The organism is Mesorhizobium sp. B2-5-3, assembly GCF_006441005.1.
Classification (GTDB): domain Bacteria; phylum Pseudomonadota; class Alphaproteobacteria; order Rhizobiales; family Rhizobiaceae; genus Mesorhizobium.
Map to the genome: position 1 here is coordinate 75826 of NZ_VFUS01000013.1, position 23769 is coordinate 99594.

Consider the following 23769-nt stretch of genomic DNA (forward strand, 5'->3'; position numbering starts at 1 on the left):
TAGCTGCCGCGGGCTTATGATTTTGGTTGTCGCACCCACGCGCAGGAGGCTGAAAATGGACCCCTCGTATCGTAATGACACAGGGGGGTAAAGAAAACATGCATTCCGCGGGATACGTAAAACTTTAAATATAAGGTTAACGGAAGCGTGATTCCGGCGCCGCGTTCGCAACATTTTTTCCGGCCATCCATTAACCCGTTGTCCATTGGATTCGCCTAGTTTTTCAGGCGGCCGAAGAAGCGGAGTTCGAGTTCATGCGTGGCGAAAGCGGCATTGCCTTCTCAATGCCCGGGGGCGATGTATCAGGAACGAGGCGGTCCCGACCGGTCGATTTGGCACACCTTGCGCGGCAGACGATGGGCGACCGCGGCCTCGAACAGGAGGTACTGGCGCTCTTTGTACAACAGGCGCTGTCGGTGCGCGACAGGATAGTCGATGCGGACATCAAGGACCGGCTGCTCCTGGCGCACGGCCTGAAGGGTTCGGCGCGCGGTGTCGGGGCTTTTGCCATTGCCGATTGCGCCACCGAGATAGAACGGCAGCCGGAAGACAGCCAGACGCTCACGCGGCTCGGCAAGCTGATCGACGAAGTGCGCGATTTCATCGCCGCCATCAACCGCTAGGCCGGTTTGTGGAAAAACGTCACCGAGCGGCGCTTTCTCGCCGCAGTTGACTTGTGTGCCCGAGTGATTATCTCGGCGGAAACTCCCTCAGGTGACAAATGACCAAACTGACCTTCATTGCCCATGACGGCACACATTTCGACGTGGATGCCGAGAACGGCTCGACGGTCATGGAGAACGCCATCCGCAATGCCGTGCCGGGTATCGAAGCGGAGTGCGGCGGCGCCTGCGCCTGTGCAACCTGCCACGTCTATGTCGACGAGGCCTGGACGGCGGAAGTCGGCGAGCCGGAGGCAATGGAAGAGGATATGCTGGACTTCGCCTACGACGTCCAGCCGAATTCGCGGCTATCGTGCCAGATCAAGGTGCGCGACGCGCTCGACGGACTGGTGGTGCGGGTGCCCGAGCGCCAAGGCTAAAAGCCGATTTTTGCCCGAGGCAATGAATCCGGGCAGGGGGTTCCTTGGGGGCCGGCTGTTGACGTCGCCTTGAATGGAAAACCCGCCTGTGCGGCGGGCCTCCGGCGCAACTCAGCACCATAACCAAATATCTACCATAGTTGCGGGCACTCCGTCAAGAAAAAATTCCTATCGTGAGAAGCTGCCCTGCCATGAAAAGGTGGCGGGGCAGCCGGACTGGCAGTCGTCCATCCCTTGCAACCCGAGTTCGCAGCTCTGATTTTTGCGGCTGCCGCTTGGCAGCAAGCCGGAGGTCATGCAGTCTCACGCCAATCCAGCAGCGAGGCGCGCACCATGACCGGCATCACCAGGACAGACGTACTCATTGTCGGGGCAGGGCCGGTCGGCCTGTTCGCCGTGTTCGAGCTCGGCCTGTTCGACATGAAGTGCCACCTGATCGACATCCTCGACCGGCCCGGCGGCCAATGCGCGGAACTCTATCCGGAAAAGCCGATCTATGACATTCCCGGCTGGCCGTCGATCTCGGCGCAAGGGCTGGTCGACAAGCTGCTCGAGCAGATCGCGCCGTTCAAGCCTGATTTCACCTACAATCGCATGGTCTCCAGCCTGGAGAGGTTGGAGGACGGCGGCTTTCGCGTCACCACCGACGAGAACGAGGTGTTCGAGGCCAAGGTGGTGGTGATCGCCGCCGGCGGCGGCTCGTTCCAGCCGAAACGCCCGCCCATCCCGGGCATCGAACCCTATGAGGGCAAGAGCGTCTTCTATTCGGTGCGCCGGATGGAAGACTTTCGCGGCCACGACCTCGTTATCGTTGGCGGCGGCGATTCGGCGCTGGACTGGACGCTCAATTTGCAGCCGGTGGCAAAAAGCGTGACCCTGGTCCACCGGCGCCCGGAGTTCCGCGCCGCGCCCGACAGCGTCAACAAGATGTACGCCATGCAGGAGATGAAGCAGCTGGATTTCCAGGTCGGGCAAGTGACCGGCTTGACCGGCGCCGCCGGCCAACTGTCGTCCGCCCTGATCAAGGGGCCGGAGGGCGACATCGAAATTCCTTGCACGCGGATGCTGCCCTTCTTCGGTCTGACCATGAAGCTCGGACCGATCGCGGAATGGGGGATCAACCTTCACGAGAACCTGATTCCGGTCGACACCGAGAAGTTCCAGACGTCGGTCCCGGGCATCTTCGCGGTCGGCGACATCAATTGGTATCCCGGCAAGCTGAAGCTCATCCTGTCGGGCTTTCACGAGGTCGCGCTGATGGCCCAGGCCGCCAAGCGCATCGTCAGCCCGGGCGAACGCATCGTCTTCCAATACACGACCTCGTCGACCAGCCTGCAGAAGAAGCTCGGTGTGGTGGATGCCTCCTGACGCGTATCGCTTCAGTCCGCCAGCACGGGGGCCTCGGGATGGCCGCGCAGCGGTTTTTCGGGCATCAGGCTGAGCGTCAGCAGCGCCATGACCAACATCACCACGGCGGCGACGAAGATCAGCCCGAAGGCGGCAGCTTCGGCACCGGCGCCGGTCGCCTGCGCGCCTTCGCCCGCCAGCGGCAGCCCGTTGCCCAAGGCGACCGCACCGAGGATAGCAACGCCGAGCGCGCTGCCCAGCGAGCGCAGGAACGTCAGCACGCCGGTGGCGACGCCAAGGTGCCTGGGGTCGACGGCGTTCTGGACAGACACCGTGGCCACCGGAAAGGTGGTTCCGCTGCCGAGCCCGACGCACGTCGTCAGGATCTCGACAACCAGCAGCGAGGCGTGCCCCGCCACCAGGCTGAGGACGCCGAGGCATAGAACGGCGAAGCCCAATCCGACCATGGCGATCCGCTTGTAATGGACGAAACGCGGAATGGTGCGCCCGCTGAATGTCGCGCCGGCCACCGTGCCAAGCATCAGCCCCAGGAGGGCGGTGCCGGATTCGCTCGCCGACAGGCCGATGACCGACTGGAGATAGACCGGCAGGTAGACAGACAGGCCGATATTGGCCGCCTGCAGAAGGAACATGGAGAGCGTGCCGGCAAGGACGATCGGGTTGCTCAGCACCTCGAGCGAAATCAGCGGCTCGGTTGCGCGCAGCAGCCGCAGCGCAAAGGCGCCCCACAGGACCAGGGAACTGGCGATCAGCCCGAGGATCTCCGTCGACAGCCAGGGGTATTCGCTGCCGCCCCAGTTCAACGCCAGAAGCAGCAGGGCCGTGGCGGCGACGAGAAGCAGCGCGCCGAGCCCGTCTATGCGGTGCCGTCTTGCCGCGACCGGCAGCTTGCGCAGCGGCTTGTTGATGATGGCCATGGCGAGGATGCCGAGCGGAATGTTGATCCAGAAGATCAGCGACCAATGGAGATGTTCAGCGAACGTGCCGCCGAGCAACGGCCCGGCGATGCTGGCGACTGCCCATGTGCCCGAGATCCAGGCCGCATAGCGTGCCCGCTCGCGTGGCGGCACAAGGTCGCCGATGACGGTCTGCGCCAGGGCAAAAAGCCCGCCGCCGCCGGCGCCCTGGATCGCGCGGCCGATCACCAGCACGAACATGTTGGGCGCCATCGCACTGACCAGCGAGCCGGCGAGGAAGATGAGGATCGCGCCATAGACGGTCGGCCGGCGGCCGTAGACGTCGGAGATCTTGCCGTAGAGCGGCGCCATGGCGGTTGCGGTCAGGAGATATCCGGTCACTATCCAGGGCAGGTACTCGGCGTGGCCGAGCGCTCGCGCGATGGTCGGCATGGCCGGTGCCACAATGGTCTGGTCAAGTGCTGCCAGCAGCATCGACAGGAGAACGCCGCCGATAATGGCGTTCTTTTCGCTTTCCGTCAGCGGCGCGCTCGCGGCCGCCACGGCCTGCTTGTCGACAGCCTGGTCCATAGTCTTTCGTCCATATGCTTGCGCGCCGTACGGTGCGTCGGCCGGGCTAGCCGTTGCATCCGCGGCGCGATCGGTCGTGATGCTCGTGTTTGAAAGTTCGTGCCCTTGCCAACCCCTGATATGTCGTCCCGTATAGGCCGATTTCGACCGTTGCCCGAAAATTTTTCGAAGCTGGCACTACGCTTCGGCCCGGTTGGCTCGCACCGCCGCCCCTTTAGGCGACATGCATCAGGACATTCAGGTCGGCGGCAACCGGCCGTTGCCGATGCGCTCGACGCGATAGCGCAGGAGCCGCAGGATGCGGCTTTCGAAATTGACGCTTTCGACACGATCGAACTGCACCTGGGCACGGTCGTGTCTGGCGAGAATGGCGGCGGTGATCTGGGCGGCCTTGGCCTTCGCCGCATCGCAGTCCTTCTGCGGGTAAGCGGCTTTCAGCGCGTCTTCCAGTTCGCGGGCGTGATTCTTGGCGATCTCGACATGGCGTTCCTCATGGCGCTTGATGTCGGCCGACAGCGTGTCCCAGAACAGCCGCACATCCGCGTCGGCCTTGCGTGGACGGCGCCATTCGGGAAGGATAACCTTGACCTTGACGGTCACCGCGGCATCGGCGATCCGGCAGGAGCCGGACTGCCCGGCATAGCTGATGCGCGTGGTGAAGGCCATCTGTGTGGCGCCGGGATGCCGCGAGCCCGTGCTCTTCACCTGCGGACCACGTTTGGAAAGCTGTGCCTCGATGTCTTCTAGCGTCCTGCCGCCGACGGCGAAGTAGCTATATGTCTTGACGAGATTGGCCGCGCCCGCCGGAACGGCGGTGGCGGCAAGCAGCAATGCGCAAAGCAGGGTTCGTTTCATCAGGTTGCCTCTCGCCCTACCTTGCTTTACGGCCACTGCCGGCGCAACGGAATTGATCTGGTGCGGATCACACATGGTTGATGAGCCCCATGGTTGATGAGCAATGACGGCGAGGCGATGGCAGTTGGCGCACGGACGCCATCTCGACCTTGGCGACAAGGCCGTGGTGGTCGGCATTCTCAATGTCACGCCCGACAGTTTTTCCGACGGCGGTCTGTTCGATGCCGCCGAGACCGCGCTGGTCCAGGCGCGCCGCATGCTGGGCGAAGGCGCCCGGGTCGTCGATGTCGGCGGTGAATCGACAAGGCCGGGCGCGTCCGCGATCACGGCGGGCGAGGAGCAGGCGCGCATCCTGCCGGTGATCGAGGCGCTGGCGGGTTCCGGCGAGGTGCTGATTTCGGTCGACACCTATCGCGCCGAGACCGCGCGGCTTGCCGTCGCGGCCGGGGCGCATATCGTCAACGACGTCTGGGGCTTGCAGCGCGAGCCGGACATTGCGCGTATCGCAGCCGAAACCGGCGCGGGGCTCATCATCATGCATACCGGGCGGGATCGCCGAAAACTGCCCGACGTCATCGCCGACCAGTTCGCGTTCCTCGAAAAATCACTGGAAATCGCCCGCCGACACGGCATCGCCGACGATCATATCGTTCTCGATGCCGGCTTCGGCTTCGCCAAGGAGACGGCCGAGGATAACCTCGACCTGATGGCGCGGTTTTCCGAGCTCAACGCCCTCGGATTTCCGCTGATGGCCGGAACCTCGCGAAAACGCTTCATCGGCACCGTCACGGGCCGCGATGCCGCCGAAAGAGGGGCTGGGACTGCGGCGACGAGCGTCATACTGAGATTGAAGGGCGCCGACCTGTTTCGCGTCCACGATGTCGCAATCAACGTGGACGCGCTGGCCGTGGCGGATGCTATGCTGGCGCGCGAAACCGCAGTTTCGGAACGCTGAACCATGTATGTCATCCGCCTGAAGAATTGCGCCTTCTTTGCCCGGCACGGGGTGCTGGACGAGGAGGAGGCGCTCGGCCAGCGCTTCTATGTCGACGCCTCGCTCACCGTGGAGCCCGGGCGCGCGCTGGTCGACGATGCCATCGGGGAAACCGTCAACTACGGCGTTGCCTTCACGGTGATCGAGGAGATCATCACCGGACACAGGCGCTTCCTGATCGAGGCGCTGGCCCTGGAAGTCGCAAAAGCCCTGACGGAACGCTTCCCGCAGATCAGGAAAGCCGAAATCACGGTCCGCAAGCCGAATGCGCCGGTGCCCGGCGTGCTCGATTACGTCGAGGTGACCGTTGTCTGGCCGCAGTAACACCGTCTATCTCAGCCTTGGCGGCAATCTCGGCGATCCGGCGAGTTCGATGGCGGCGGCGCTGCGCCTGCTCGACGCCGATGCCGCCACTCGCGTGGCCGCGGTGTCCTCGCTCTACCGCACGCCGCCCTGGGGCAAGCTCGACCAGCCCGACTTCCTGAACGCCGCCGCGGAACTCTCGACACGGCTCTCGCCGCGGGCATTGCTCGACCTGTGCCTCGATGCAGAGCGCAAGCTGAAGCGCGTGCGCGAGGAGCGCTGGGGGCCGCGCCTGATCGATATCGACATCCTGGTTTTCGGCGACCGCGTCATCCACGAAACCGGCTTGGAAGTGCCGCATCCGCGCATGCTTGAACGTGCCTTCGTGCTGGCGCCGCTGGCCGAGATCGCGCCCGATCTTGCGGTAAGCGGGCGAAGCGTCTCGGAGCGGCTGGCCGCCGTCGATGCGGCCGGTATCGAACGCCTGCCGTCGGGCCGCGACTGGTGGCTGGATAGACCAGCGTCAGCCTGAGAACCCGCCATCGTCCAGAAAGGTTTTTTCCTCCGGCGTGGTTTCGCGGCCGAGCATCTTGTTGCGGTGCGGAAAACGGCCGAAGCGCCGGATGATGTCGAGGTGTTCTTCGGCGTATTTGAGGTAGTCTGGCGCGTTGGCCGCGGTGAGCTCGACCGACCGTTCCTGGTCGGCGAGCAATTCCGAATGTTCGAACGGCAGATACAGGAACACCCGCAATTCCGGTTCGAGCACCAGATCCTGGCCTGCCGTCACAGCTTTTTGGGCAAAATGCTTCGCCAGCGGGTCGGTGGCGTACATGTGGCCGGTGCCGCGAAAGCAGTTGCGCGGAAACTGGTCGAGCAGGATCATCAGCGCCAGCGAGCCTTCGGCATGCTCCGACCAGCCGTCGCATTCGCGCCGTGCGGCCGCGTAGTGCAGCTCAAGAAAGCGGTTGCGGAAATCGCCGTCGAAAACATCGCTTTTCTCGAACCATGCGTCCGCTCCGGCATCACGCCAGAATGTGGTGACCGACAGGGCTCTGCTGTCCAAATCCATGCTTTTCTCCTATCAATCCGCCGCCTCGGACTTGTGCAGAACGCCGGCCGTTTCCTCGTTGAGCGCCTGGCCGGGGCGGCGCGGCGTGGAGAGCGGCGTCGGGATCGGCGTGCCGATATTGCCCTTCAGGAAGCGCTGTCCGGAGCGGATGCCTTCGGCGAGTTGCGTCTCGAAGCGGGCGGTGTCGCGGCGGCGGACGTCTTCGACCACCTCGGCGACGTCTTCCGGGTCTACGCCCAGGGCCTCCAGCGTCGAACCGCCAAAAACCAGCGCCGATTCGAATGTTTCACGCAGCTGATAGTCGACGCCTGTGCGGATGAGCTGTAGCGCGGTGCCTCGGTCGAAGGCGCGCGCCAGCACGGTGAGCAAGGGAAACTCGGCTTTGACGAGCTCGGCGATGCGTACGGCGGCATCGGGTTTGTCGACGCAGATGAGCACGGCGCGTGCGCGCCCGGCACCGGCAGCGTGCAGGATGTCCAGCCGCGTGCCGTCGCCGTAGTAGACCTTGAAGCCGAAATCGGCCGCCGCCTGGATCATCTCGACATCGTTGTCGATGATCGACACGTCGATGCCGCGCAGCAGCAATGGCTGGCTGGCGATCTGGCCGAAGCGGCCGAATCCGATGATCAGCACGCTGCCGGTCAGCCCTTCGGCGACGTCGACGCCATCCAGCGACAGCTCGTCGCGCGGCGTCAGATACCGCAACGCGACGATCGCCAGCGGCGTCAGCACCATGGAGATGATGACGATGGCCGTCAGCGTCGCGTTGGCTTGGCCGTCGATGATGCCGACGGAAGCGGCGGCCGAATAGAGGACGAAGGCGAATTCGCCGCCTTGCGCCATGAAGACGGCGCGTTCCAGCGCCTCGCGATGGCCCGACTTCAGGATGCGGGCGACGATGTAGATGCCGAGCGCCTTCATGACCATGTAGGCAACGACATAGACGGCGATCAGCCGCCAGTTCTGAACCACCACATGCAGGTCGAGCGACATGCCCACGGCGAGAAAGAACAGGCCGAGCAGGATGCCGCGAAACGGTTCGATATCGGCTTCGAGCTGGTGGCGGAAGGTCGATTCGGACAGCAGCACGCCGGCCAGGAACGCGCCCATCGCCATCGACAGGCCGCTGAGCTGCATGGCAAGGGCGGATCCGAGAACGACCAGAAGGGCGGCCGCCGTCATCACCTCGCGAGCGCGGGCATCCGCCAGGATACGGAAGAAAGGGTTGAGCAGAAAACGTCCGGCCAGCACCAGGCCGATGATCGCGGCAAGGCCGATACCGACCTCGGCCAGCCGCTCCGACAGGCTGGTGTCGGTGCCGCCTGGCGCCAGGAACGCGATCAGGGCCAGCAGCGGCACGATCGCCAGATCCTCCAGCAGCAGGATGGAGACGATGCGCTGGCCCTTGGGCGAGGCGATTTCGCCGCGCTCTTCCAGAAGCTGCATGACGATCGCCGTCGAGGTCAACACGAAGCCGGCTCCGGCGACGAAGGATTGCGCGATGGAAAAGCCTCCGGCTATTCCCACACCGGTCAGCAAGACCGCGCAGACCCCGACCTGAAGCGCGCCCAGGCCGAAGATCTCGCGGCGCAAGCCCCAGAGCCGCGACGGCTGCATCTCCAGCCCGATAATGAACAGGAACATCACGACGCCGAGCTCGGCGACGTGGAGGATGGCTCCCGATTCGGAAAACACACCGATGCCGAACGGGCCGATCACCACGCCCGCGGCCAGATAGCCGAGAATCGAACCCAGGCCCATACGTTTGAAGATCGGAACGGCGACAACACCCGCGGCGAGCAGCGCCACCACCTGAACAAGCTCGCTGCCCGCTGCCTCTGCCGCCATTCCCGCCATTCCGCTCGTTTGAGGACCGCAGCCTGTGCGGTCGGGTCAAGACGCCTCGGATCAGGCGCCAGCGCCCCAAGGATAGGGGCTTCGGCGGGCATGTAACAGCCCGAATCCTGCGGCGGGCAATGTTGCAGGCACGTTACACAAGTTGAGCGCGAGGCCGCGTTGCGTCTGGCTGCAATCGGAGGTTAAGCACGCTCGGCTTCGGCCAGTGGAGGGTGTGGCGATCAAGCCGCGCCCTTTTTGAGGAGATGACTGACATGAAGAAGTTTTTGCTCGTTGCCGTCGGCCTGGCGGTGCTCGCCGGCTCGGCTTGCTCCAAGGCGCCTGAGTGCACGGCCGAGGTCGCCACCAAGAAGGCGCAGGACATGGCCGCCGCGCTGCAGGAGGCCCTTACCAAGGATCCGTCCAAGGCGGCCGATCTGACGGCCAAGGTGCAAGAGGTGACGACCAAATATCAGGGCACCACGACCCTGGCCGACGCCTGCAAGGCCTATGATGAGGTGACGGCGGCGATCAAGGGCTGATCGTTCCTATCGACGTCTTCAAAAGGAGGCGGTGGCGATGGGCCGCCGTCTCTTTTTGTGTTTGGTTACAGGCGGTTGATACGCGCTCAGTTCGGCGCGATGGAGCCGACTTCGATCGCGTCGACCCGCTTCAGGCTCATGCCGATCACCGGCACCAGCTGGTCCGCGACGCGCACTGCAACCGTCACCGTCATCGAATTGTCGTCGGGGATGCGTGCCTGCATGACGCCGCGCAGCTGGTTGCGGTTGATGGTGAACACCACCTTGCGGGCATCGACCACATTGCCGCCGATGATATCGAGGCCGGCACCGGCCGCGCCGCCCATGAAGGAGCCCTTGTAATCGCGCCCCTTGCGCTCGATCTTGGCCGACATCGGCTGGGTGAACATGCCCACACGGCAGCCGCCGTCGAGCGTCATGCCCATCTTGCCGTCGGGCGTCGAGCCGGTGAAGCTGCAATTGAACTTCGTGCCCTTGTATTTGCCGGCGACGATCTCGCCCGGGCCCACCCACTTGCCTTCGGCGGACCGGAAGAACTGCTTGTCCGGCTCCGCCGCGGACGCCTGTGCGGCAATGCCGGCGACAGTGGTGATCGCAACCGCCAGGGGCAACAGGCTGGACAGAATTACGCTTTTCATCGACGACACCCGGCAACAAAGAGGCTGTTTTGGAACCAGTGCGACCATGAACAAGATTGGTTAATGCTTCGTCACTGCCAAGGTCGTCGTTCACTTGCCAGGCGGGGTGTTCTCGCTTTCCTTCCTGCTTGCGAACGATGTCAGCGCGGAGAGGAAATCACCCAGTCCCGGCCGTTTTGCCGCACTGAAGGGCAGGGGGCGCGCCGTCTCCATCGCGGCGATGCCGATGCGCGCCGTCATCATGCCGTTGACGACGCCTTCGCCGAGCTTGGCGGAGAGGCGCGCAGCCAGGCCGTGGCCGACGATCTGCTGGACGAAACTGTCGCCGACGGCGATCGAACCGGTGACCGCCAGATGCGCCAGCACGCTGCGCGCCAGGCGAAAGAAACCCAGTGTTCCCGGCCGCCCGCCATAGAGTTCCGAAAGGCGCCGGATGAGGCGCCCGGCCTCGAACACGACATAGGCTACGTCGACGAGCGCACGCGGACTGACGGCCGTCACCAGCGACACGCGTTTGGCGGCTTCCAGGATCATGATCTTGGCCCTGGCGTCGAGAGGGCCAAGGATCTCCGCCTCAGCGAGACGCACCAGATTGGCGCCATCGATGATCTCGTCGCGCAGATCGGCCAGCGCGCGCCTGCCCGCAGCCGTTTCGGGTTTGGCCGCGACGAAGGCCGACAGCTCGTCGACCACCAATCGCGCCGCCTTGGGATCGTCGCGTGCAATCGCATCGAGCGCACGCTTCTGCAGCTTTTCGACCTCGGCAAGCCGGGCGATCGCCAGGAACTCGCGAATCAGGATCACCACCAGCGCCAGCACGGCGACGGCAGCCATGCCGGCGGCCAGCCAACCCAGCCACTCGGCGCGCGCGAACAGATCGCGAATGAGCTGATCGGTCCACAGGCCGATGGCCAGCGAAACCAGCACCCCGAACGCGCCGAAGAAGATGGAGCCAAGCAATGAACGTTTCCTGCGAGCGACCGCCGGCGGCGGTTCGGCAGCGACGATGTCCGGCTCGTCGAACACGTCGATCTCCGACGGGATGACCAGCGCGACATCGCTCTTCACCGCGCGGGGCTTGCGCTGTGTGTCGGTCTGGACACGGCGCGCCTCCGGCGCCCCGGCCTGGGCACGGCGCGCCTGCGCCGCGTCCTGCTGCGATGTGGCCTCCGGTTCGATGCGGAATGCCGCCGGCTTGCGGGGCGCGGTCATGCCAGATGGTCTCCGATCAGGAACTGCAAGGCACGGTCGAGCCGGATATGCGGCAGTGACAGCATGACGCCCTCGGCCGTGCGCTCGAGTTTTGGCGGGCGAAAACGCACGAAGCGGATCGCCGGGTCGGTATTGTCCTGCCTGTGCGCTCCCCCGGGAGCTTCGAAGACAGCATCAATTTTCTCCGGTAAATCACCGGGAAATATGGCTGTTTCAGCTTTCCCGTCAAAGGTGTCGCCATTGATTGTCTCGCCCGCGAGCGGTGTGCCGATGATGACCGGCAATGTCTCGCGGCCCTGTTTGACGGTGCCTTCCCGTGTTGCGCGCACCGCCGCCATGGCGACGACGTCGACGCCGGCGCCGGTGAAATTCGCCCGCGCCACGGCGCGGTCTGCCAGCCGCCGCACGATCGCCTGCAAGCGGTCATGGCTGTCGTGATGCAGGTGGTCGGCCTTGGTGGCGGCGATCAGGATACGATCGATGCGCCGCGAGAAAAGATCGGTGAGGAAGCTGCCGCGTCCAGGACGGAAACAGGCGAGGATCTCGGTCACCGCGCGCTCCAGGTCGGCCATGGCTCCGGGGCCGGCGTTCAGCGCCTGCATGGCGTCGATCAGCACGATCTGGCGGTCGAGCCGGGTGATGTGTTCGCGGAAGAAGGGTTTGACGACATGGGTCTTGTAGGCCTCGTAGCGCCTTTCCATCATGGCGTGCAGCGAGCCGTTGCGCGGGCGCTTGTCGCCCAGGCCGGCCAGAGGCGCGAAGGTCAATGCGGGCGAGCCTTCGAGATCGCCCGGCATCAGGAAACGGCCCGGCGGCAAGGTCGAAAGCGCCCGCTCGTCGAGCTTGCAGGCTTTGAGATAAGCGGCGAAATCCTCGGCCAGGCGGCGCGCCGTCATCTCCTCGGCATCGGCGTTCGGGTCGATCTCGGCCGATAGCGCCCGCCAGGCGCGCGACAGATCCTCGCGCACCGGCAACGCAGCCATTTCAAGGGCTTCGCGCGAAAAATCGGCGAAGGATTTTCCGAGCAGCGGCAGGTCGAGCAGCCATTCGCCGGGATAGTCGACGATGTCGACCGACAGTTTTCCGGAGGAAAACATCCTGTTCCAGCCGGAAGCCGATTGATATTCGATGGTCAGCCGCAATTCGGAGATGGCGCGTGTCGAATCGGGCCAGACGCGGTCGTTCACCAAGGCAGCGATATGGTCCTCGTACTGAAATCGCGGCACCGCGTCATCGGGCTGCTCTTCGAGGAAAGCGCGCGCGATGCGCCCGGATTTCTGCGCCTCGAACAGCGGCAGGCGTCCGCCATGAGTAAGGTTGTGGACCAGCGCCGAGATGAAAACCGTCTTGCCCGCCCTGGAAAGACCCGTGACGCCCAGCCGCAGCGACGGCGAAAATAGCCCGCTGGCGCGGCCCGAAAGCGTGTCGAGCGCAATTCTCGCCTCGTCGGTGAAAGTGGTCAGCGATGACGCCAAAATTGTCTCTCGATGCTGCGACAGGTCCGATATAGGCGTTGCCGTGCTGGTTTGAAATGGCGTCAGAGGTCAGCCGGCGTCAGGAATGCCTCGAGATAGCCGGCACCCTGGGCGGCCCCGGCAAGATCGCCGCTGAAGCGCACGACCGCCAGGCCCGAGGTCGGGAAACCATGATTGAGCATGGCGCGGGCGCTTTCCTCGCCATCGCCGGACACCGCCATGGCGAGATCCTCCGTCATCGGATTGTGGCCGACGAGCAGCATCGAACCCACCCCACCATTGTCCCGGATGAGGCTGAGGTACGCGGCCGCGTCCTCGCTGTAGAGCGCGTCGACGAACAGAACCCGGCCGGTGTCGGCCCGACCGGCCACGCCTTCCAGCGTCTCCTTCGCGCGCCGGGCTGTGGAGCAAAGCGTCAGATCGGGCACATAGGAGCGCGACCGCATGGCGATGCCCATCGCCTCCGCATCAGCGCGGCCGGACGCATCGAGCGGGCGATCGAAATCACGCATGCCGGGCAGCGCCCATCCGGCTTTGGCGTGCCTCAACAGATAAAGCCTGCTCACCCAACCTCCACCGTGCCAACAGCCCGAACCTTGCTGTGATTAGCCATAAGAACGGCGTGGCGCACAATGGCAGTCGTTTTTCGGACATGACGAATCATCAGCCGGCGGCTGCCAGTTCGAAGGATCCGGTACCTAAGACCAGCCCGAATCACCTCAATCGCGCTCATCGAGGCAGATTAACAATTGCGTGAATCGGTAATCGATTGCGCTTGTGCAGGCGTTTGACCGCGAATATATAGGCGCCAAATTTGGGGCTGTTTGGGTGAGTCGAATGAACGATGCCGTTACCGCCGATTACGTACCCTCCGAAGACGAGCCGTTCATGAACGAGCGGCAGAAATCCTACTTCCGCTCAAAGCTCGTCACCTGGAAGAACGACATATTGCGCGAAGCGCGCGAAACCCTCGAAATCCTACAGCAGGAAAACGCCAATCATCCCGATCTAGCCGACCGCGCCTCTTCGGAAACCGACCGCGCCATCGAACTCAGGGCGCGCGACCGCCAGCGGAAACTCATCGCAAAGATCGATTCGGCCTTGCAGCGCATCGAGGAAGGCACTTACGGCTATTGCGAGGAGACCGGCGAACCGATCGCGCTGAAGCGGCTGGATGCCCGCCCGATCGCAACCTTGTCGATCGAAGCGCAAGAGCGCCACGAGCGCCGCGAGAAGGTCTATCGCGACGATTAGCCTGCGGTCTGCATTCAAGAAGATTTCAGCGATATCGCTCTCGAAATGGCCGGTTTTCCGGCCGTTTCTTTTTTCAGAACCCGGGCGATGCGCATAACCCCGATCGGTTTTTCGGGCCGGGCGCAAGCGCTGCTCACCTTTTCTGGCTGGAGAGTTCGCCCAGAAGCCTGGTCATCTCATCGTCGAGCGACGGCGGTGTTTTTGCCACCGGCTTGGTCGCCGGACTGCTCGAGCGGGGCTGGTCGAGCGAAACCTCGAGTTCCTTCATCAGCGTTTCATCGATGCTTTCCTGCCCCGGCGGTGGTGAAGCCGGCGGCGGGGCATGCCGGACGGCATTGACGTTTGCGGAGCCGTAGGAAGGCAGCGGCGTGACATTGGTCGGCTGATAACCCTGCGCCGCCGGCTTCGGCACCGGCTCCGGAGCGCGCTGGCGGGCGGGCGCTGCGCTCACCGGCTGCGGAGCAGGTGCCTGTCTCGCCGGCGCCGGGGTGGGCTGAGGCGGACGCGGCTTTGCCACCGCGACAGGCTGCTGCGAACCGCCATCTCCGGTCAGCGCGGGACGGCGTGGCGCAGAAAGGCGGATGTCACGCTCGACGACGACATCGGTCGGGCCGCCGATCAAAAGCAGATGCTCGATGTCGTCGCGGCGCACCAGCACCAGGCGGCGATGGCTGTCGACGGCGGTGGCGTCCATGACCGCAAGCCGCGTCTTGCGGTTCCGGCCGCCCGCGACAAAGGTGCCGAAGGTCAGGTTGCGAACGAGTTTGACGATGATGAGGACGATGACCAGCAGGACCAGCGCCGCGAAGGTCCACAGCAGTGCCGCTACATAGCCGGGGCCCGCTACGCTATCCAGCCATTGCAGCATTGGTTCCCCCTGATCGGTTTGGAAGTGACGCGACACTAGACCGTTGCGGCGGGCTACCGCAAGTTGCCTTTCACGCTTCATGAACAGCTTGAAACACTGGAGGGCCGGCCGACATCATTTTTATCTGACATTTGCCGCCCGGGCCTTTTCGGGACCAGGAGAATATGATTCAACCCGACAGGGGCGGGCGTCGGCACACATTGCGGCGAGTATCGGAACACCGGACTTCAAGAGCAGGGGGCACATGGCCAAGGAAACGCGCGGCGATTTCTATCCGGTACCGATCGTCGATCAGAACACGCGGCCGGGCGCCGTTACCCGGCTCGTCATCTTCATTGCCGTCCTGACGGGGGCCGCGATCGTTTTCGGCCTGTTTCGCGAGCGGCTCGGCGACCCTTTCCTGCTGGGCATGCTCGGCGTGCTGGCGATGATCGGCGTTGGCTTCCTGTTCGCCACGGCGATCGGCTTCGTGCAGATCACTCCACGCTCGACGGGCGACGAACTGTCGAAGGCATTCGTCGATTCGATGTCGCAGGGTCTTCTGGTCACGGACACCAAGGGCCGCGTGGTCTATGCCAACCGCGCCTATGCCGACATGACCGGAGCCTCTTCCGCGGCCGACCTGAAGACGGTCGAAGGGCTGCTTTCGGATGTTCCGGAAGCTTCGGTCACCATCTACCGACTGGCCTCCGGCCTGCGTGACGGCCAGCCGGGCGACGGCGAGTTCCGGCTCGCGCAGTCGATCAAGCCTGGCGCTGAGCCAGGCGCGCGCTGGTATCGCGCCCGCGCCCGCGCTTTCAGCGTGCCGGGCCAGCGGCCGCCGATGCTCGCCTGGCAACTTGCCGACATTTCGCAGGAACGCGCCGAGCAGGAGCGTTTCTTCCTGGACCTGCAGAAGGCGATCGATCATCTCGACCACGCGCCCGCCGGCTTCTTTTCCGCCGACCAGGAAGGCCGCGTCACCTATATCAACGCCACGCTCGCCGAATGGCTGGGCATCGACCTTGCCAGCTTCACGCCCGGCGCCGTCTCCCTGCCGGAGATCGTCGCCGGCGACGGCATGGCGCTGGTGCGCTCGGTCAAGGCCGACCCCGGTACGACGCGCAACGCGGTCATCGATCTCGACCTCACGACAATGACGGGCGAGGCGCTGCCGGTGCGCTTCATGCATCGCGTTTCAGCCAGCCGCGAAGGCCTCAACGGTCCGACGCGCACGATCGTGCTCAACCGCACGCAAGGCGAGGACGCCTCGGCGGACCTGCGCGCTTCGGAAGTGCGGTTCACCCGCTTCTTCAACTCGACGCCGATGGCGATCGCCGGCGTCGACGCCAGCGGGCGCATACTGCGCACCAATGCGCCATTCCTTTCGCTGTTTTCATCGGTCGTCGACCGGGACGCCGTCGACCGCCGCATGCGGCTCGACACGGTCATCCACGAACGTGACCGCCCGGCCTTTGCCGCGGCCTTCGAAAAGGCACGGCAGCGGCAGGCCGATATCGAGCCGATCGACACGCTCCTGCCCGGCAATGAGGAGCGCCACATCCGTTTTTACGTCAATGCGGTCGCCGACGGCACAGGCGGCGAGGGGGCCGAGGAGTCGGCCATCGTCTACGCCGTCGAGACGACGGAGCAGAAGGCGCTCGAAGGGCAGATGGCGCAAAGCCAGAAGATGCAGGCCGTCGGCCAGCTTGCCGGCGGCATCGCACACGACTTCAACAATGTGCTGACCGCCATCATCATGGCGTCGGACCTGCTTCTGACCAATCATCGGCCGTCGGACCCATCCTTCCCCGACATCATGAACATCAAGCAGAATGCCAACCGGGCAGCCTCGCTGGTGCGGCAGTTGCTGGCCTTTTCGCGCAAGCAGACGCTGCGGCCGGAAGTGCTGAACCTTACCGACGTGCTCGCCGATCTCAGGATGTTGCTCGCCCGTCTGGTCGGCAACGACATCAAGCTGAAGATCGACCACGGTCGCGATCTCTGGCCGGTCAAGGTCGATATCGGCCAGTTCGAGCAGGTGGTGGTCAACCTGGCGGTCAACGCGCGCGATGCAATGCCGGCGGGCGGCGACCTCACGGTGCGCACCCGCAATGTGACCGCCGAGGAGTGCAAGACCTTCCCCTACCGCGAACTCACCCCGGCGGACTATGTGGTGGCCGAGGTCGAGGACACCGGCAGCGGCATCGCGCCCGACGTGCTCAAGAAGATATTCGAACCGTTCTTCACCACCAAGGAGGTCGGCAAGGGCACCGGCCTTGGCCTGTCCATGGTCTACGGCATCATCAAGCAGACCGGCGGCTTTATCTTCTGCGATTCCGAGGTCGGCAAGGGTTCGGTCTTCCGCATCTTCCTGCCGCGCCACATTGCCGAGGCAAAGAAGGCAGGCGAACCTGGGGAAGCACCGGCAGCGGTGCCTGCCAAGTCGGCCGAGACAGGCAAGGATTTGTCCGGGTCGGCCACGGTGCTGCTGGTCGAGGACGAGGATGCGGTGCGCATGGGCGGCATGCGGGCTCTGACCTCGCGCGGCTATACCGTGCACGAGGCGTCCTCCGGGGTCGAGGCGCTGGAAGTGTTCGAAGCGCTCGGCGGCAAGGTCGACATTGTGGTTTCGGATGTGGTGATGCCGGAGATGGACGGGCCGACGCTGCTCGGCGAGTTGCGCAAGCGCCAGCCGGACATCAAGTTCGTCTTCGTGTCCGGCTATGCCGAGGATGCATTCGCCAGGAACCTGCCGGCGGACGCGCATTTCGGATTCCTGCCGAAACCGTTTTCGCTCAAGCAGTTGGCAACGATCGTCAAGGACATGCTGGAGTCTTAGGCCGTGAACCCATAGATCGGGAAATGGCCGAGATTGGTGGTTCCCGGAGGGCAGCTTAGGAGGCGGAATCGCCGAATAGCGGCCGTTCAGCAAATCCGAGCAGCAAGGTTTTTGCGATCTCTCGCGCCTTCGAGGCAAGCGCCTCATCCGGCAGTTCGCCGGCGGTCCAGAATGACAGGACCCCACGAAAGGCAAATGCGAGCTGTTCCGGCAGACTGCGCAGCGCCTCCTGCCTGCCGGCCGCGATCAAGCCTTCGCCCGCTCCAAGGGCCAGCGACCACAAGGTTGTGGAGTGCGCTAGGACCTTTCCGGGGGACGGGCCGGCCGTGCCGATCCATCCCATCACGGCCCGGTTTATCTCCGGCTCCTCCAGCATCACCTCGACCGCGGTATCGATGGCCAACAGCACGCGGCCGGCGGCATCGGCAGGCGGTGACATCCCGGCAAAGCGCTGGGCCATCGTATCGATCCGCCGCCGCGAAAGGGCATGCATGATCGCGGCCTTGCTCCCGAACTGATTGAACGGCGTCGCGAAACTGACTCCGGCTTCGGTGGCGAGGTCGCGCATCGAGAAATCGGCCTTACCCTGTCGGAGCAGTCGCTCCGCCGCATCGATCACACGCCGGCGAAGCGGCTCACCCCGCGTGGCGGTCGGAGCAACCTTGGTCTTGTTTGGTGTCATGCTGTGATCTATATCATGATATAGTTTCAATCATAGCCCGGAGTGAACCATGACTTCCACCCCTAAGACATTCCTCATCACCGGTGTCAGCTCCGGGCTGGGGCGAGCATTTGCAAGAGGCGCGCTTGAAGCGGGCCATCGGGTGATCGGCACCGTGCGGCGGGAAGCCGACGCCGAGATCTTCGCCGCGCTCGCGCCCGATCGCGCCCACCCGCTCTTGCTGGACGTGACCGATTTCGAGACGGTCCCGGCGGCTGTCACCGCGGCGGAACGGCAGGCGGGTCCAATCGACGTGCTGGTGAACAACGCCGGTTACGGCCATGAGGGCGTGCTGGAGGAGTCCTCCATGGACGATCTCCAGCGCCAGTTCGCCGCCAACGTCTTCGGGCCCGTCGCGATGATCAAGGCGGTGCTGCCGGGCATGCGCGAGCGGCGTCGCGGCCATATCATCAACGTCACGTCCATGGGCGGCTTCATCACCATGCCCGGGATCACCTTCTATTGCGGAAGCAAATTCGCGCTCGAAGGCATTTCCGAAGCGCTCGGCAAGGAAGTAGCAGGCTTTGGAATTCGGGTGACGGCGCTCGCTCCCGGCCAATTCCGCACGGATTGGGCCGGACGCTCGATGGATCGCACGCCGCGCAGCATTGCCGACTATGACGCGGTCATGGACCCGATCCGCGCCGCGCGACAGGCCAAGAGCGGCAACCAACCGGGCGATCCGGCCAAGGCCGCGCAGGCGTTGCTCGTGCTGGTCGATGCCGCGAACCCGCCGGTACGGCTGTTCCTGGGCGACGACGCACTGGGGCTGGTCGACCAGAAGCTCGACGCGATGCGGAGCGAAATCAGCGCGTGGGAGGAGCTTTCGCGATCAACCAGCTTCGCATCATGAGCGCTTGGAGTGCGTCGGCTGATGAAGACGCGCCGCGCGTCTTCATCAGCCTGCAATTGGGGCGGCTCGGCCTGACCGCCGGCCGAACATCCCGCCGAAGAGCAACCAAGTGAAGCCTTGCTTCAGCGGCTATCGCGAGCGCAACCTGATCGAGCGGTTCTTCTCTGAGCTGAAGCACTTCTGGCGTGTCGCCACCCGCTACGACAAGCTCGCCGCCAACTTCCTCGCCATGGTCCAGCTCGCCTCAATGCGGCTGTGGCTCCGCGCTTGCGAGTCTAGAACAGTTCAGCTTTGATAGAGTCGCCGACCGGTTTAACTCTTTGTTTTCGTGATATTGTCGTCCTGAAACGAAGTTTCCGTGTATTAGCGTTCCCGAATGCCTCTTGCGCAATACCGCGACAAGGCCATGATTGTGGATGAAACGGCAGGGACGAGCTGTTGACGCCACACATCGAAGCCAGCGAGGGTGACTACGCCGACATTGTGCTGTTGCCGGGCGACCCCCAGCGCGCCGAATGGATGGCCATGACATTCCTGGAGGCCCCGCGCTGCATCAACCGCCGGCGCGGGGCCCTTGGCTTCACTGGCCTGTTTCGTGGTCAGCCAATCAGCATCCAGGCGACCGGCATCGGCGGGTCCTCCTTTCTGATCTATGCGCATGAACTGCTGGACGGCTATGGCGTGCGGACCTTGATCCGTACTGGCACCTGCGGCGGGCTGACCGCTGACGTAAAACTGCGCAGCCTCGTCATCTCGCAATCGGTGCGGCCCGAAAGCGCCCGAAGCGGTCAGGTTTTCGGCCTCTATGACGCAGCAGCCGGGCCGGACCCGGCGCTGTTTGCTCGCGCATTGGCGAAGGCGGCCGAACTCGGCATCGACCATCGTGCCGGGTTGACGGCATGCAGCGACGTCTTCCACCATCCGGAGGGACGCGCCCGTTTTGCCGATGCGCAGGCAGCCGGCGCGCTGGCCGTGGACATGGAGACCAGTGCGCTCTATCGCATTTCCAGGCATTTCGGGGCCCGTGCGCTATCGATCTGCACGGTGGTCGACGATATCGACAGCGGCGAACAGACCCAATATGCAGAGCGCCAGGATCTTTTTACCGACATGACGCGGCTGGCGCTGGAAATCGCCGCCGCCGATCGGCCCGGTGCGTGATAGGCCCGCCGAGCCGCCCCAGTTCCTGATGCATTCCGAACACAAAGCCGGGGGGCACTTTTCTGGATCTTCAGGCGGCTTCCCATTTCGGCGGCATCTGGTCTTCCATGCCCGGCCGGTGGCTGCGCAGATAGAGCGCGCAGGTGGTGCGCAGCATGGAGGCGAAGTTGGGAATCTCGCCATTGATCTCGATGGCCTCGTCATAGAGTTTCGAGATGAATTTCGGCGTCGTCAGGTCCTGGCTTTCGGCGATTTCGTCGAGCAGTGCCCAAAACGTCGCCTCAAGCTGGATGCTGGTCGAATATCCGTCGATGCGGATCGACCGGTTGATCTGGCGATAACCTTCGGGGTCCTGGGCCGCAAATACCCTGCACATCCGACAACCTCCCACGTTCGTTGATTTTTGGCGTTGATTTTGGGTGGACAGATGCTTTTGCCGCCAGAGGCGACGCGGCCTTTGTCCCCAACAGCATTCTCCGGCAAAATCGGCTGAACAGCAATCGGACTTTCGTCCTTGCGATTGTCAGGCGAGTCGATCTTCGAAGCGTGGTAACCGGCTGCCACCATCTTTTGCCGTCGCCGCGCATAATCATCTTCGAAGCATCGAGTGGCGAGGACTGATTTGGCGAAGGCAATTCACACCATGATCCGGGTTCTCGACGAGACCCGCTCCGTCGATTTCTACAGAAATGCCTTCGGCCTCGATGTCGCCGAAAGGCTGGATTTCGACACGTTCACGCTCATCTACCTCAGCAATGCCGAGACGCAATTCGAAGTCGAACTGACCGTGAACAAGGGTCGGCAGGAGCCTTATGCGCTTGGCGATGGCTACGGCCATCTCGCGGTTTCGGTCGTCGATCTCGACGGCGAGCACGACCGGCTCGGCGCGCTCGGCCTCAACCCGAAGAAGATCGTCGAATTCAACCGTGACGGTTCGCTGATCGCACGCTTCTTCTTCATCGAGGATCCGGACGGCTACAGGATCGAGGTTCTGCAACGAGGAGGCAGGTTCCAGTAGAGATCGCGGCCGCGTGTGCGCGGCGCCAGCCAAGGCATCCCATGGATGCAACCAGCAAGCAGGGAGGAAAATATGGTCACGATCTATGAAAGCAGGCCCGGGCTTTCGCGGCGCGAGCTTCTGAAGCGCGGCGGCGTCGGAGCCTTGCTCGTCATTTCCGGCAGCGCGGTCATCAGCCCCGAACATGCCTGGGGCCTCGAAACGTCGGCGCTGAAGCCGGAGACGATGGCGACGCTGATCCAGATGGCGCGGGACGTCTACCCGCACGATCAGCTTCCCGACAAATATTACGCCGTCGCGGTCAAGAGCCATGACGAGCAGGCCGGCAAGGATGCCGCACATAGGGATCTCATCGAGAACGGCATCGCCGATCTCGACAAGAGGTCCGGCAAGGGCGGCTACCGGAACCTTGGTTGGGAGGATCAGCGTGTCGCAGTGCTGAAGCAGGTCGAAGCCACGCCTTTCTTCCAGGCGGTGCGCGGGGGCCTCGTCGTCAGCCTCTACAACCAGAAGGAGGTCTGGCCGGTCTTTGGCTATGAGGGCGAATCCTATTCCAAGGGCGGCTATATCGCGCGCGGCTTCGACGACATCGAGTGGCTCTGAGCCGGCTCCTCTCGCCACCCAGCAAAATCGAAATCATGGGAGGAAACCATGGCAGCAGCATTTGATCTGAAAAACGACAATTTGGTCGTCATCATCGGCTCGGGGGCCGGCGGCGGCACACTCGGCAATGAACTCGCCCAGAAGGGCATCGACGTCGTCATCCTGGAGGCCGGCGCACGCCACGAATTCGACGACTTCATCAATGACGAGTGGGACTCCTTTGCCCAGCTCGCCTGGAAGGACAAGCGCACAACCTCCGGCGACTGGCGCGTAGCCAGGGATTTTCCGAACCTGCCGGCCTGGATCGTGAAATCGGTCGGCGGCTCGACCACGCACTGGGCCGGCGCTTCGCTGCGCTTCCAGGAGCATGAGTTCAAGACCGCCTCGACCTACGGCAAGGTGGAGGGCGCGAACCTGCTCGATTGGCCGGTGACACTGGCCGAGATGGAGCCCTATTACGCCAAGGCCGAAGCCAAGATGGGCGTCACCGGCACCAATGACTGGCCGAGGCTGCCGGGCAACAATAATTTCAAGCTGTTGAAGGCTGGCGCCGACAAGCTCGGCTACAAGGAATGCCACACCGGCAACATGGCGATCAATTCGGTCGAGCGTGACGACCGGATGTCCTGCCAGCAGACCGGCTTCTGCTTCCAGGGCTGCAAATGGGGCGCCAAATGGTCGACGCTCTACACCGAGATCCCGAAAGGCGAAGCGACAGGCCATCTCGAGGTGAGGCCGAACGCCATGGCCGTCAAGATCAACCATGACGCCTCGGGAAAGGTGACCGGCGTCGTCTATGCCGACAAGGACGGCAAGCTGCAGGAGCAGAAGGCCCGCATCGTCGCCGTCGCCGGCAATTCGATTGAAAGCCCGCGCCTGCTGCTCAATTCGGCTTCGAGCAAGTTCCCTGACGGGCTCGCCAATTCATCGGGGCAGGTGGGCAAGAACTACATGCGCCACACCACCGGCTCGGTCTATGCCATCTTCGACAAACCGGTGCACATGTATCGCGGCACCACCATGGCCGGCATCATCCGCGACGAGGCGCGGCATGATCCATCGCGCGGTTTCGTCGGCGGCTACGAATTCGAGACGCTTTCGCTCGGCCTGCCGTTCATGGCGGCCTTCCTCGATCCCGGTGCTTGGGGCCGCTCCTTCACCACCGCGCTCGACCATTACGACCACATGGCAGGGCTGTGGATCGTCGGCGAGGACATGCCGCGCGAAGAAAACCGCATCACGCTGCATGCCGACGAAAAGGACGAGCACGGCATGCCGATCGCCGATGTGCATTTCGACGATCATCCCAACGATACGGCGATGCGCGATCATGCCTACAAACAGGCCATGGCGCTCTACGACGCGGTTGGAGCGACGCGGACTTTCCCGACGCCGCCCTATCCTTCCACCCATAATCTCGGCACCAACCGGATGAGCGAGAAGGCGGCCGACGGTGTCGTCAACAAGCACGGCCAGACGCACGACATCAAGAACCTGTTCGTTTCCGACGGCAGCCAGTTCACGACAGGCGCGGCCGAGAACCCTACGCTGACGATCGTCTCGCTGGCGATCCGGCAGGCCGATTACATCGCCAGCCAAATGTCAGCGAGAAGCATCTAGTTCCACCTCCCGACTGCCTGCTGGCGCGG

Annotated in this window: 25 protein-coding genes and 1 pseudogene; 15 read left to right on the forward strand and 11 right to left on the reverse strand. The window is 63.8% G+C overall.

Annotated elements, in window-relative coordinates; translation table 11 throughout:
* Positions 1-254: 254 nt before the first annotated feature.
* The 3 genes from FJ867_RS24450 (at position 255) to FJ867_RS24460 (ending at position 2410) form a co-directional block, all read left to right on the forward strand.
* The gene (locus FJ867_RS24450) at positions 255-623 is read left to right on the forward strand and encodes an Hpt domain-containing protein (protein WP_140525377.1); all 369 of its coding nucleotides are present in this window, start codon (positions 255-257) and stop codon (positions 621-623) included.
* A 98-nt stretch (positions 624-721) separates the two neighbouring features.
* Positions 722-1042, forward strand: coding sequence for a 2Fe-2S iron-sulfur cluster-binding protein (locus tag FJ867_RS24455; protein ID WP_137931040.1), 321 nt, complete (start codon positions 722-724; stop codon positions 1040-1042).
* A gap of 333 nt (positions 1043-1375) precedes the next feature.
* The gene (locus FJ867_RS24460; RefSeq protein ID WP_140525376.1) at positions 1376-2410 is read left to right on the forward strand and encodes an NAD(P)/FAD-dependent oxidoreductase; all 1035 of its coding nucleotides are present in this window, start codon (positions 1376-1378) and stop codon (positions 2408-2410) included.
* Between the two features lie 11 nt (positions 2411-2421).
* On the opposite strand, the gene FJ867_RS24465 is transcribed toward FJ867_RS24460, so the two are convergent.
* Together FJ867_RS24465 and FJ867_RS24470 are read right to left on the reverse strand one after the other, a co-directional pair.
* Positions 2422-3897, reverse strand: a complete 1476-nt coding sequence (locus FJ867_RS24465; protein WP_140525375.1) for an MDR family MFS transporter — start codon at positions 3895-3897, stop codon at positions 2422-2424.
* Between the two features lie 237 nt (positions 3898-4134).
* Positions 4135-4752: a DUF922 domain-containing protein gene (locus FJ867_RS24470; RefSeq protein WP_181168435.1), complete on the reverse strand. Its 618-nt coding sequence runs from the start codon at positions 4750-4752 to the stop codon at positions 4135-4137.
* Positions 4753-4855: 103 nt separating this feature from the next.
* Here FJ867_RS24470 and folP point away from each other — a divergent pair, with 103 nt between their 5' ends.
* The 3 genes from folP to folK are packed head-to-tail and all read left to right on the forward strand — an operon-like array spanning position 4856 to position 6581.
* On the forward strand, positions 4856-5707 hold the full coding sequence (gene folP / locus FJ867_RS24475) for a dihydropteroate synthase (protein WP_140498907.1): 852 nt from the start codon (positions 4856-4858) through the stop codon (positions 5705-5707).
* 3 nt (positions 5708-5710) lie between these two features.
* Positions 5711-6070 carry a dihydroneopterin aldolase gene (gene folB / locus FJ867_RS24480; protein WP_140498905.1) on the forward strand — a complete coding sequence of 120 codons (360 nt, stop codon included), beginning with the start codon at positions 5711-5713 and terminating at the stop codon, positions 6068-6070.
* On the forward strand, positions 6054-6581 hold the full coding sequence (folK, locus tag FJ867_RS24485; RefSeq protein ID WP_140498903.1) for a 2-amino-4-hydroxy-6-hydroxymethyldihydropteridine diphosphokinase: 528 nt from the start codon (positions 6054-6056) through the stop codon (positions 6579-6581). The genes folB and folK overlap by 17 nt, the downstream gene beginning before the upstream one ends.
* On the opposite strand, the gene FJ867_RS24490 is transcribed toward folK, so the two are convergent.
* Both FJ867_RS24490 and FJ867_RS24495 read right to left on the reverse strand, forming a co-directional pair.
* Positions 6573-7118 carry a DUF924 family protein gene (locus FJ867_RS24490; RefSeq protein ID WP_140498901.1) on the reverse strand — a complete coding sequence of 182 codons (546 nt, stop codon included), beginning with the start codon at positions 7116-7118 and terminating at the stop codon, positions 6573-6575. The two genes, folK and FJ867_RS24490, sit on opposite strands and share 9 nt — an antisense overlap.
* A 12-nt stretch (positions 7119-7130) precedes the next feature.
* Positions 7131-8966 (reverse strand): monovalent cation:proton antiporter-2 (CPA2) family protein, encoded by a 1836-nt coding sequence (locus FJ867_RS24495; RefSeq protein ID WP_140498900.1) that lies wholly within the window; start codon positions 8964-8966, stop codon positions 7131-7133.
* A 263-nt stretch (positions 8967-9229) separates the two neighbouring features.
* Between FJ867_RS24495 and FJ867_RS24500 the strand changes: the two genes are divergently transcribed.
* Positions 9230-9496: a hypothetical protein gene (locus FJ867_RS24500; RefSeq protein WP_140498898.1), complete on the forward strand. Its 267-nt coding sequence runs from the start codon at positions 9230-9232 to the stop codon at positions 9494-9496.
* Between the two features lie 86 nt (positions 9497-9582).
* Here FJ867_RS24500 and FJ867_RS24505 read toward each other — a convergent pair whose 3' ends face one another.
* The 4 genes from FJ867_RS24505 to FJ867_RS24520 all read right to left on the reverse strand — a co-directional run bounded on the left by FJ867_RS24505 (position 9583) and on the right by FJ867_RS24520 (position 13387).
* Complete coding sequence (locus FJ867_RS24505) at positions 9583-10134, reverse strand: hypothetical protein (protein ID WP_140498896.1); 552 nt, start codon at positions 10132-10134, stop codon at positions 9583-9585.
* A gap of 90 nt (positions 10135-10224) precedes the next feature.
* Positions 10225-11346 (reverse strand): YcjF family protein, encoded by a 1122-nt coding sequence (locus FJ867_RS24510; protein WP_140498894.1) that lies wholly within the window; start codon positions 11344-11346, stop codon positions 10225-10227.
* Entirely contained in the window at positions 11343-12821 is a 1479-nt protein-coding gene (locus FJ867_RS24515) for a YcjX family protein (RefSeq protein ID WP_140818813.1), read from the reverse strand. The genes FJ867_RS24510 and FJ867_RS24515 overlap by 4 nt, the downstream gene beginning before the upstream one ends.
* 62 nt (positions 12822-12883) lie before the next feature.
* Entirely contained in the window at positions 12884-13387 is a 504-nt protein-coding gene (locus tag FJ867_RS24520) for a histidine phosphatase family protein (RefSeq protein ID WP_140498890.1), read from the reverse strand.
* A gap of 271 nt (positions 13388-13658) precedes the next feature.
* On the opposite strand from FJ867_RS24520, the gene dksA reads away from it, so the two are divergent.
* On the forward strand, positions 13659-14075 hold the full coding sequence (dksA, locus tag FJ867_RS24525) for an RNA polymerase-binding protein DksA (RefSeq protein ID WP_140498888.1): 417 nt from the start codon (positions 13659-13661) through the stop codon (positions 14073-14075).
* Positions 14076-14208: 133 nt separating this feature from the next.
* On the opposite strand, the gene FJ867_RS24530 is transcribed toward dksA, so the two are convergent.
* Positions 14209-14943 (reverse strand): flagellar biosynthetic protein FliO, encoded by a 735-nt coding sequence (locus FJ867_RS24530; protein ID WP_181168436.1) that lies wholly within the window; start codon positions 14941-14943, stop codon positions 14209-14211.
* A gap of 244 nt (positions 14944-15187) precedes the next feature.
* On the opposite strand from FJ867_RS24530, the gene FJ867_RS24535 reads away from it, so the two are divergent.
* Complete coding sequence (locus FJ867_RS24535; RefSeq protein WP_140515292.1) at positions 15188-17764, forward strand: response regulator; 2577 nt, start codon at positions 15188-15190, stop codon at positions 17762-17764.
* A gap of 55 nt (positions 17765-17819) precedes the next feature.
* Here the strand turns inward: FJ867_RS24535 and FJ867_RS24540 are convergent, their stop codons facing one another.
* Entirely contained in the window at positions 17820-18446 is a 627-nt protein-coding gene (locus FJ867_RS24540) for a TetR/AcrR family transcriptional regulator (protein ID WP_140498884.1), read from the reverse strand.
* Between the two features lie 49 nt (positions 18447-18495).
* Between FJ867_RS24540 and FJ867_RS24545 the strand changes: the two genes are divergently transcribed.
* The 3 genes and pseudogenes from FJ867_RS24545 to FJ867_RS24555 all read left to right on the forward strand — a co-directional run bounded on the left by FJ867_RS24545 (position 18496) and on the right by FJ867_RS24555 (position 20499).
* Positions 18496-19338 (forward strand): oxidoreductase, encoded by an 843-nt coding sequence (locus tag FJ867_RS24545; RefSeq protein WP_140515294.1) that lies wholly within the window; start codon positions 18496-18498, stop codon positions 19336-19338.
* 82 nt (positions 19339-19420) lie between these two features.
* Positions 19421-19633, forward strand: a pseudogene (locus tag FJ867_RS24550) (transposase); the annotation flags it as partial.
* A 143-nt stretch (positions 19634-19776) separates the two neighbouring features.
* Entirely contained in the window at positions 19777-20499 is a 723-nt protein-coding gene (locus FJ867_RS24555) for a DeoD-type purine-nucleoside phosphorylase (RefSeq protein WP_140557778.1), read from the forward strand.
* 70 nt (positions 20500-20569) lie between these two features.
* Here FJ867_RS24555 and FJ867_RS24560 read toward each other — a convergent pair whose 3' ends face one another.
* On the reverse strand, positions 20570-20875 hold the full coding sequence (locus FJ867_RS24560; protein ID WP_140498878.1) for a ribbon-helix-helix domain-containing protein: 306 nt from the start codon (positions 20873-20875) through the stop codon (positions 20570-20572).
* 246 nt (positions 20876-21121) lie between these two features.
* Between FJ867_RS24560 and FJ867_RS24565 the strand changes: the two genes are divergently transcribed.
* The 3 genes from FJ867_RS24565 (at position 21122) to FJ867_RS24575 (ending at position 23740) form a co-directional block, all read left to right on the forward strand.
* On the forward strand, positions 21122-21517 hold the full coding sequence (locus tag FJ867_RS24565; RefSeq protein ID WP_140498876.1) for a VOC family protein: 396 nt from the start codon (positions 21122-21124) through the stop codon (positions 21515-21517).
* Positions 21518-21589: 72 nt separating this feature from the next.
* A complete protein-coding gene (locus FJ867_RS24570; protein WP_140818815.1) occupies positions 21590-22120 on the forward strand; it encodes a gluconate 2-dehydrogenase subunit 3 family protein in 531 nt (176 codons plus the stop codon).
* A gap of 48 nt (positions 22121-22168) precedes the next feature.
* Positions 22169-23740: a GMC family oxidoreductase gene (locus FJ867_RS24575; protein ID WP_140656363.1), complete on the forward strand. Its 1572-nt coding sequence runs from the start codon at positions 22169-22171 to the stop codon at positions 23738-23740.
* Positions 23741-23769 lie beyond the last annotated feature (29 nt).

What these genes read in the sequence shown, in the direction of transcription:
- FJ867_RS24450 (WP_140525377.1), top strand. Translation starts at nt 255, where the DNA reads ATGCGTGGCGAAAGCGGCATTGCCTTCTCAATGCCCGGGGGCGATGTA.
- FJ867_RS24455 (WP_137931040.1), top strand. Translation starts at nt 722, where the DNA reads ATGACCAAACTGACCTTCATTGCCCATGACGGCACACATTTCGACGTG.
- FJ867_RS24460 (WP_140525376.1), top strand. Translation starts at nt 1,376, where the DNA reads ATGACCGGCATCACCAGGACAGACGTACTCATTGTCGGGGCAGGGCCG.
- FJ867_RS24465 (WP_140525375.1), bottom strand. Translation starts at nt 3,897, where the DNA reads ATGGACCAGGCTGTCGACAAGCAGGCCGTGGCGGCCGCGAGCGCGCCG.
- FJ867_RS24470 (WP_181168435.1), bottom strand. Translation starts at nt 4,752, where the DNA reads ATGAAACGAACCCTGCTTTGCGCATTGCTGCTTGCCGCCACCGCCGTT.
- folP (WP_140498907.1), top strand. Translation starts at nt 4,856, where the DNA reads ATGACGGCGAGGCGATGGCAGTTGGCGCACGGACGCCATCTCGACCTT.
- folB (WP_140498905.1), top strand. Translation starts at nt 5,711, where the DNA reads ATGTATGTCATCCGCCTGAAGAATTGCGCCTTCTTTGCCCGGCACGGG.
- FJ867_RS24490 (WP_140498901.1), bottom strand. Translation starts at nt 7,118, where the DNA reads ATGGATTTGGACAGCAGAGCCCTGTCGGTCACCACATTCTGGCGTGAT.
- FJ867_RS24495 (WP_140498900.1), bottom strand. Translation starts at nt 8,966, where the DNA reads ATGGCGGCAGAGGCAGCGGGCAGCGAGCTTGTTCAGGTGGTGGCGCTG.
- FJ867_RS24500 (WP_140498898.1), top strand. Translation starts at nt 9,230, where the DNA reads ATGAAGAAGTTTTTGCTCGTTGCCGTCGGCCTGGCGGTGCTCGCCGGC.
- FJ867_RS24505 (WP_140498896.1), bottom strand. Translation starts at nt 10,134, where the DNA reads ATGAAAAGCGTAATTCTGTCCAGCCTGTTGCCCCTGGCGGTTGCGATC.
- FJ867_RS24510 (WP_140498894.1), bottom strand. Translation starts at nt 11,346, where the DNA reads ATGACCGCGCCCCGCAAGCCGGCGGCATTCCGCATCGAACCGGAGGCC.
- dksA (WP_140498888.1), top strand. Translation starts at nt 13,659, where the DNA reads ATGAACGATGCCGTTACCGCCGATTACGTACCCTCCGAAGACGAGCCG.
- FJ867_RS24530 (WP_181168436.1), bottom strand. Translation starts at nt 14,943, where the DNA reads ATGCTGCAATGGCTGGATAGCGTAGCGGGCCCCGGCTATGTAGCGGCA.
- FJ867_RS24535 (WP_140515292.1), top strand. Translation starts at nt 15,188, where the DNA reads ATGGCCAAGGAAACGCGCGGCGATTTCTATCCGGTACCGATCGTCGAT.
- FJ867_RS24540 (WP_140498884.1), bottom strand. Translation starts at nt 18,446, where the DNA reads ATGACACCAAACAAGACCAAGGTTGCTCCGACCGCCACGCGGGGTGAG.
- FJ867_RS24545 (WP_140515294.1), top strand. Translation starts at nt 18,496, where the DNA reads ATGACTTCCACCCCTAAGACATTCCTCATCACCGGTGTCAGCTCCGGG.
- FJ867_RS24560 (WP_140498878.1), bottom strand. Translation starts at nt 20,875, where the DNA reads ATGTGCAGGGTATTTGCGGCCCAGGACCCCGAAGGTTATCGCCAGATC.
- FJ867_RS24570 (WP_140818815.1), top strand. Translation starts at nt 21,590, where the DNA reads ATGGTCACGATCTATGAAAGCAGGCCCGGGCTTTCGCGGCGCGAGCTT.
- FJ867_RS24575 (WP_140656363.1), top strand. Translation starts at nt 22,169, where the DNA reads ATGGCAGCAGCATTTGATCTGAAAAACGACAATTTGGTCGTCATCATC.